This window comes from Terrisporobacter muris (assembly GCF_024621905.1).
GTDB lineage: Bacteria > Bacillota > Clostridia > Peptostreptococcales > Peptostreptococcaceae > Terrisporobacter > Terrisporobacter muris.
In genome coordinates this window covers 1-3,698 of record NZ_JANKBY010000342.1, presented here as the reverse complement: position 1 = coordinate 3,698, position 3,698 = coordinate 1, and the positions used below count along the sequence as shown (strand labels likewise).

Annotated in this window: 5 protein-coding genes; 1 reads left to right on the top strand and 4 read right to left on the bottom strand. The window is 27.4% G+C overall.

The features are described from left to right. Nucleotides 1–104 precede the first annotated feature (104 nt). Nucleotides 105–1,034: a DMT family transporter gene (locus tag NSA58_RS17405; protein ID WP_039678752.1), complete on the top strand. Its 930-nt coding sequence runs from the start codon at nt 105–107 to the stop codon at nt 1,032–1,034. 110 nt (nt 1,035–1,144) lie between these two features. Here the strand turns inward: NSA58_RS17405 and NSA58_RS17400 are convergent, their stop codons facing one another. The 4 genes from NSA58_RS17400 to leuB all read right to left on the bottom strand — a co-directional run bounded on the left by NSA58_RS17400 (nt 1,145) and on the right by leuB (nt 3,597). Then, entirely contained in the window at nt 1,145–1,519 is a 375-nt protein-coding gene (locus NSA58_RS17400; RefSeq protein WP_257560743.1) for a DNA polymerase III subunit delta, read from the bottom strand. 26 nt (nt 1,520–1,545) lie between these two features. After that, entirely contained in the window at nt 1,546–1,989 is a 444-nt protein-coding gene (locus NSA58_RS17395) for a permease prefix domain 1-containing protein (protein WP_074080034.1), read from the bottom strand. 3 nt (nt 1,990–1,992) lie between these two features. Beyond that, nucleotides 1,993–2,322 carry a PadR family transcriptional regulator gene (locus tag NSA58_RS17390; RefSeq protein WP_039678755.1) on the bottom strand — a complete coding sequence of 110 codons (330 nt, stop codon included), beginning with the start codon at nt 2,320–2,322 and terminating at the stop codon, nt 1,993–1,995. A gap of 165 nt (nt 2,323–2,487) precedes the next feature. Continuing rightward, nucleotides 2,488–3,597, bottom strand: a complete 1,110-nt coding sequence (leuB, locus tag NSA58_RS17385) for a 3-isopropylmalate dehydrogenase (protein WP_074080033.1) — start codon at nt 3,595–3,597, stop codon at nt 2,488–2,490. Nucleotides 3,598–3,698 lie beyond the last annotated feature (101 nt).

Here is a 3,698-nt window from a genome sequence, read left to right as displayed (position 1 = left end):
TCTTTAAAAATATTTAAATAATTTTCCAACGATGATTAATTAACTGTTATAATTCACTTATTAATACGTTTATTAAATATAAAAATTGTGGGAGGTAAAATATTATGAATAAAAACTATCATTTTTATGCAATTATAACTATAATATTTTGGGCAATGGCCTTTGTCTTTACTAGGCTAGCCCTTCAATATTTTGACGTATATACTTTAAGTTTTTTAAGATATTTATCAGCATCATTAACTTTACTTGTTATAATTTGTTTTATGAAAATTAACAAACCTAAAAAAGAAGATTTTATTACTTATCTACTTTCTGGTTGCATTGGTTTCTTTATCTATGTAATTTTATTTACAAAGGGAACTGGTATGGTTACATCTGCTACAGGTAGTATAGTTATTGCTATGGTTCCAGTGTTTACGGCTTTTCTAGCATCTTTCTTTTATAAAGAAAAACTTAAAACATATCAATGGTTTGCAATAGGAATTGAATTTATAGGAATTTTAGTTTTAACTTTAATGAATGGTACTTTTTCTATTAATGAAGGTGTGCTTTGGCTTTTAGTAGCAGCTCTTTGTCTTGCTACTTATAATTTACTTCAAAGGAAACTAACTAAGAAATATTCAGCAATAGAGGCAAGTACCTATAGTATTTTTATAGGAACTTTATTTTTATGTATTTTCTTACCTTCAGCTATAGAGCCTACTATACATGCTCCTATTGAACATATTATATATGTTTTAATACTTGGAATTTTTTCTTCTGCACTTGCTTATATTGCCTGGGCAAAGGCAATTTCCATGGCAGAAAAAACTACTTATGTTAGCAATTATATGTTTGTCACTCCATTTTTAACTACGATTTTAGGTTTTGTTATGATGGGTGAAATACCTGATAAAGCTACTATTTTAGGTGGTACAATTATTTTAATTGGATTGTTTATTTTCAATAAAGAAAGCTTTTTAGAGCCTTTTAGAAATAAAAAATTATCATCTGTTGAATGCGTTAGCTGCACAGATGATAATTTTACAGAGTAAAAAGCTTACTTATAATAATACTATTAAAAAATATTATAATTTTATAGCATATAAAAAGCCTTCATTAAATAATATAAATTTATTTATTAAAGGCTTTTTATACTATTTATTTAATTATAAGATAATGGATATGGATGACTATGATGAACATTAGTGTATATTAAATTATCATCTTTGTCATAAGAATATTTAATAGTTACTACTATTCTATCTCCTATAGATACATTTTTGCACAGCTCTTTATTCTCTATATAGTAGCTTTCATTGTTGTAAGATGCCTTAATCATGTTAGTTTCTTCATATTCCACTTTATTTATAAATGGTACATAACTAGCTACTCCCTTAGAAGAACAAAAACACTCTACTGTCATTATATAAGTTCCAAAAGATACCCATTTTGTATCTTTAAATAATCGAATCTTTTTATTTACTTTTGATTCTTCTACATTATCTTTATTCTCTTCTGATAACGATTTTTCTTTCATTCCTAGCCCCCCTATTCTATTATTAATTACTTTTCCATATTTATTTTTAAAGTAGAGATTACAATGCTCAAAATAATTAATATAATAATTAAAATTACTAACAATACAATTAACCATTTAGGAACTGTATTATAAAAGCTCAAAGCTGCAGATAAGCAAGCTGCACCGAAAAACCAACCAAATATATTAAGTATCTTAAGCCTTATACCTGCCAGTTTTTTCACTCTTTCTTTTCTTACATCTATTTTTTTCGTATAAATTGATCGTAATTCTATAGATGCATCTTCATCATTGCCACCATCAAATTGTTCAATTGCCTTATTTTGCGCTTCATCTTCTAAATATCCTTGATTCATATACTCTCTTGCAGAAGTAATTAAATGTCCTTTTATCTCTTCTTTTATCTCTTCTGCATCTTTACTGTCATCATCTTTATACAATCTATTTAAATATTCTTCTATTATCTTCATAACCTATTTCCCCTTATTTAAAAATTTATTCATAACTTCTTGTATAAAATTCCATTCTTGAATCTTCAGATCTAAATTTTCTTTTCCGTCTTCTGTTATGTTATAATACTTTCTTCTCCCCCCCGAATCTTGATTATCACCCCAATAAGATTTTATCAATCCTTTAGATTCCAATCTTTTTAATGAAACATACATGGTACTTTCTTTTAGTTCAAATGTTGTTTCATCTTTAACTATTTTAGCTATTTCATATCCATAAGAATCCTCTTGATTTAATATGGATAAAATTAAAGTATCGATATGACCTTTTAGTAATTCCTTATTTAAATCCACAAGTCCATTCACCTCTCTTTATGAGCTACCTCATTATATAAGGTACTTTATGATTTAATGGTAATTTATCATTCTTAGATTTGCAACTATAAATTATAAAACAATGAAAAAATAACCTTCATTTTATATAGAAGGTTATTTTTTTCATATTATATTATTAAATTATTAGATAGCAATTTTATTTACACTTGATAATTCATTTATACAATCACAAATCACATTCCCCATCATTTGAGTCCCAATTAATTTTGTACCTTTACTAAATATATCTTCCGTTCTATATCCTTTTTCTATGGCCAAATCTATAGCTCTTTCTATGATATCGGCCTCTTTATGTAAGTTAAATGAGTATCTAAGCATTAAAGCTACAGAAGATATAAGCCCTATAGGATTTGCTTTGTCCATTCCTATTATACTTTCATCTGGATGGTGTAATTGATTAGGTGTGAATAATCCTTTGCCATTAACATCTAGTTCTGCTGAAGGTAACATACATGCTGTTCCTGTTATTTGACTAAGTTCATCTGCTAATATATCTCCAAACATGTTTGTAGTAACTATAACATCAAACTTTTCTGGATTTAATATAACTTCCATAGCTGCTGTATCAACTAAATGATGCTTAACTTTAACATCTGGATAATTTATAGACGTTTCATTTACAACCTCTTTCCAAAGCATAGAGCTTGCAAGTACATTTGATTTATCAACACTTGATACTAAATTTCTTCTAGTAGACGCTGCTCTAAAGGCTCTATTAGCTGACCTTTTTACTATTTCTTCATTGTAATATTCTAAATCACTACATTCTCTACCGAACTCCCCAACACCTAATCTTTTTTCGCCACAAATTACGCTTCCAGCTAAATCTCTAACTACAAGTATATCGATACCCTTTGATATTATACTTTCTTTTAATGGTGAAAATTCTCTTAGATTTTGATTTAAAGTTATTGGTCTTAAATTTGAAGTTACATTTAATGCCTTTCTTATCTTTAAAATAGCTTTAACAGGTTTTTTATCAAGGGGTTCATTGTTCCACTTACTTCCGCCAATATTTCCTATTAAAACTGCATCACTTTCTATACAAACATCTAAAGTTTCTGTTGGAATAGGATTTCCAAACTTATCAACAGCATCTCCTGCACCACATACTTCATTTATCTCAAAATTATGTCCATATATTTTTTCTATTGCTTTTAAAACTTTAACTGCTTCCTTACTTATTTCTGGTCCAATTCCGTCACCTTTTATTAAAGCTATATTATAATTCATAATTCCACTCCTCTATTATTTAATACCTATGTCAAAATTATAATTAAATCTTATTAACGATTAATTTTTGTTCACAATATATAATAAATGGAGTCACATAT

Bases quoted from the DNA above. Each gene is read 5' to 3' on its own strand.
- NSA58_RS17395 (WP_074080034.1), bottom strand. From the start codon at position 1,989: ATGAAGATAATAGAAGAATATTTAAATAGATTGTATAAAGATGATGAC.
- NSA58_RS17400 (WP_257560743.1), bottom strand. From the start codon at position 1,519: ATGAAAGAAAAATCGTTATCAGAAGAGAATAAAGATAATGTAGAAGAA.
- NSA58_RS17405 (WP_039678752.1), top strand. From the start codon at position 105: ATGAATAAAAACTATCATTTTTATGCAATTATAACTATAATATTTTGG.
- leuB (WP_074080033.1), bottom strand. From the start codon at position 3,597: ATGAATTATAATATAGCTTTAATAAAAGGTGACGGAATTGGACCAGAA.